A 3,328-nucleotide genomic window follows, 5' to 3' on the forward strand; every position below is an offset into this window, starting at 1 on the left:
ATGAAGAAGCTGCCGGCCTCGAGGCGGACAAGCCTGACCTGCGATCGTGGCACCGAGCTGACGTGTTATGCCGAGCTGATCCAGGGGTTGAACATCGACGTGTGGTTCGCTGATCCGCATGCGCCGTGGCAGCGCGCAAGCAACCAGAACACCAACGGCCTGCTACGCCAGTTCCTGCCCAAGGGCACGGACCTGTCCACCGTCAGCCAGGAGTATCTCAATCACATTGCACCGCTGATCAATCCCCGCCCTCGTCAGACGCTTGGAGGGAAGACACCGAGCGAAGCGATGGAGGCAGAAATCGCAGCATTCAAATCAGGTGTTGCGCTTGACTCTTGAGACTGCCCAGTATCGACACTGCCGATACTGCGCACACAGGCCGCACACTGCAGCTCAGCGTTTGGCGGTTTGCGCCTGCTTCAGTGCGGCGCACAGGCGGATGGTTTCGCCGGTCTGCGCGACGCCGCGGTCGGCGCCGCTGAGTTTGGCCAGGCGCGGCTTGAAGAACGCCTCCAGGCGGTCGGCTTCTTCCACGCTGCAGCCACCAGTTGCGCCCATTGCCGGCAAACCGCCGCCGTCGAACGAGCCGCTGCGCTGCACGATGCGGTCGAAGTTGGCGGTGAACCATGCCCACATCGAAGCGTGCGAGGTCTCATAACTGTCCCCGCGCGACAGCAGGCCCTTCATCTCGCCGACCTTGATCGCATCGGTGAGCGCGAAATCGCGCGCCTGCTTGAGCAGCGCCGGGTCCTGCACCGTGCCCAGGGCGGTGATCATGGCGTTGCGCTGCGCGGGGTCGGCATGCGTGCGCAATGCATCGATCAAGGTCTGCACAGCGGGCGCGCCGCGTTCCTGCGCGGTCACTGCCAGCACGGTACCGAGCAGATCCGGGTTGGCGGCAGAGAAATCCAGCGCGCCCTTGCCACCGGCCAGCACCGCATCGCCCTGCGCGAGCAGTGCGATGCGCACTTCTGCGTTCTGCAGACATAACGCAAACAGGCCAGCCAACGACGAGCGCAGCGTGGTGTCGTCGATGGAGTCGCCGCTGCGCCGCGTATAACCCAGCTGATGCAGACGCGGCAGATAGGCTTGTTCGGCAGTCTTGCGCAATGCGCCGCGCTGTGCATCCGGTGGTGGCTTGGTAACGCCGGATCCACACGAAGCGATCCAGCAGCGCGGTCGAGACATCGGCCGATGCGGACGGTGCCAACTGCGTGAGCGCCGCCAGCACAGCGTCGCTGTCGGCATCGCCATGACGGTAGGCCGCATCGATCGCATCGGCATACGCCAGCCGTTCGTTTTCGTCGAGCTGGCCGATCTGTTTGCCGAGCGCGGCCAGCTGTTTCTTTGGCAGGCTGAAACGGTAATAGCCGGCGCCACGCGCGTTCGGGAACACCCAGGTATTTTTACCGGCGCCTTCCAGCGCGATGCTGCCGCTGCGGTCTTCGAGCATCTGGCAGGCGGTGCCGACCTGGTTCTTGCCCTTGCCGTATTTCACGCATACCGGCACGCCCCATTGCTGTGCGGTGGAGCCGGTGGAACCCAGCGGCAGGTAGCGCTGCTGCTGCAGTTTGACCACGGTCTTGCCGCCTTCGCGGGCGAGCTGGGTCTGCAGAGACGGCACGCCCGGCTGATTGAGGAAGCTGCGGAATGCGGCCTTGAACTCCTCGCCCTTGCCGGTGGCCTCGGCGATCGCATCGACCAGATCGTCGGCGGTGGCGCTGCCGAATTTGTGTTTGGCGATGTAGGCGCGCATGCCTTCGCGGAACACGTCTTCGCCAACGAAGGCTTCGAACATCGCCAGCACCGCCGCACCCTTCTGATAGGTGATGCCGTCGAAGGCGGTTTCGATATCGCCGTTGCCGGTGATCGGCTGGCGGATCTTGCGCGCACTGACCAGGCTGTCGTTGTCCATTGCATGCTGCGCGCCGGTGATGCGGTCCAGATTGGCGCGGTATTCCGGGTGCAGCTGCATGGTGATTTTCTGCTGCATCCAGGTGGCGAACGCTTCGTTCAACCACAGGTCGTCCCACCACGCCATGGTGACCGCGTCGCCGGTCCACTGGTGGGCCAGCTCATGCGCATTGGTGTTGAAGGAGCGCTGTACGTTCTCTGCCGGCGAATCCTTGTCCAGCAACAGCAGCCAATCGCGGAAGGTCACAAAACCCGGGTTTTCCATCGCGCCAGCGCTGAAATCCGGGGCGGCGACCAGATCGAGTTTGTCGAACGGATACCCGAAGGCGTAGTAGTCCTCCAGCGCGGCGATGATCGCCGGGGTCTGGTCCAGCGCCGACGTGATGCGCGGGCCCTGGCCCTTGGCGGCGATGCCACGCAACGGGGTCGCGCTGGGGCGCTGCGGGGTGGCCGGCATCGGTGGCACGTCCAGCACGTCCCACGGGCCGGCGGCGTAGGCGACCAGATAGGTCGGCAGCGGCACGGTCGGCGCGAAGGTCACCGTCTTCCAGCCCTTGCCGGCCGGCTTGGTCGAGGTGGCGATGGTATTGGCCAATGCCTGGTCGTCCTTGGGCACGGTCAGGCTGAGGTCGAACGGGTTCTTGAACGCGGGCTCGTCAAAACCCGGGAACGCATAACGCGCGCTGATCGGCTCCATCTGCGTCATCGCATAGGACTGGCCCTGATACTTCACCTGGTAAAGGCCCTGCAGCTGCTGATTGAGCGGCGCGCTGTAGACGATGTCCACGGTGAGCGTCTGCGGCTGGAGCGTGCGGCCGAAATACAGGCGCACCACGCCGGCCTGTACATCGGCGTCCACATAGCGCGCGTTCAGCCCCTTGCCCTTGCCTTTGCCCGGCTTGACCGTGACCTTGCTGACCTTCAATTCCTTGCCATGCAGCCAGAGGTGGTCAGAGGCCTGCTTGAGCTGCACGCGGATGCTGGTGCGGCCGCTGAATTGCGCTTGGTCCGGGTCGATCTTGAGCGACAGACTGTAGCGCTCTGGCACCGCCCAGGTCGGCAAGCGGCCGTTGGGAACCGGCTCGCCGGAAGACTGCGCCAGCACGGTGCCGCAGCACAGCCCAAGCAGAGAGGGAGCAAGCAGGCAGGCAACACGACGCATTGGCAATTCCGGGCAGGGTAATTGCCGAAGTCGACCACAGCCGGGCATGACTGTCATGTGACCTTAGTCATTGCGCGAGCTGGACTGCCCGCGTGGAATGACCTGCAAAGACCCGCTACTCCTCTTGCAGCAAAACGCTTCGATTGTTGCCTTACCAATAAATGCCACCGCGAACGACTTCTTGCTCGCATGCACGGTGATGGTGCCGGGGCAGGCGACGGTGATGTTGCCGCCTTCGATGGTCACGCTGGC

1 protein-coding gene and 2 pseudogenes are annotated in these 3,328 nt (G+C 64.2%); 1 reads left to right on the plus strand and 2 read right to left on the minus strand.

Annotated elements, in window-relative coordinates:
• A partial coding sequence (locus XpopCFBP1817_RS20140; protein WP_128418431.1) for an IS30 family transposase occupies positions 1-339 on the plus strand: 339 nt, incomplete at its 5' end.
• 54 nt (positions 340-393) lie between these two features.
• On the opposite strand, the pseudogene XpopCFBP1817_RS20145 reads toward XpopCFBP1817_RS20140, so the two are convergent.
• Both XpopCFBP1817_RS20145 and XpopCFBP1817_RS22320 read right to left on the minus strand, forming a co-directional pair.
• Positions 394-3,076: pseudogene (locus tag XpopCFBP1817_RS20145) on the minus strand (M1 family metallopeptidase).
• Positions 3,077-3,139: 63 nt separating this feature from the next.
• Positions 3,140-3,328: pseudogene (locus tag XpopCFBP1817_RS22320) on the minus strand (DUF2345 domain-containing protein); the annotation flags it as partial.

Source organism: Xanthomonas populi, from assembly GCF_002940065.1.
Classification (GTDB): Bacteria; Pseudomonadota; Gammaproteobacteria; order Xanthomonadales; family Xanthomonadaceae; genus Xanthomonas; species Xanthomonas populi.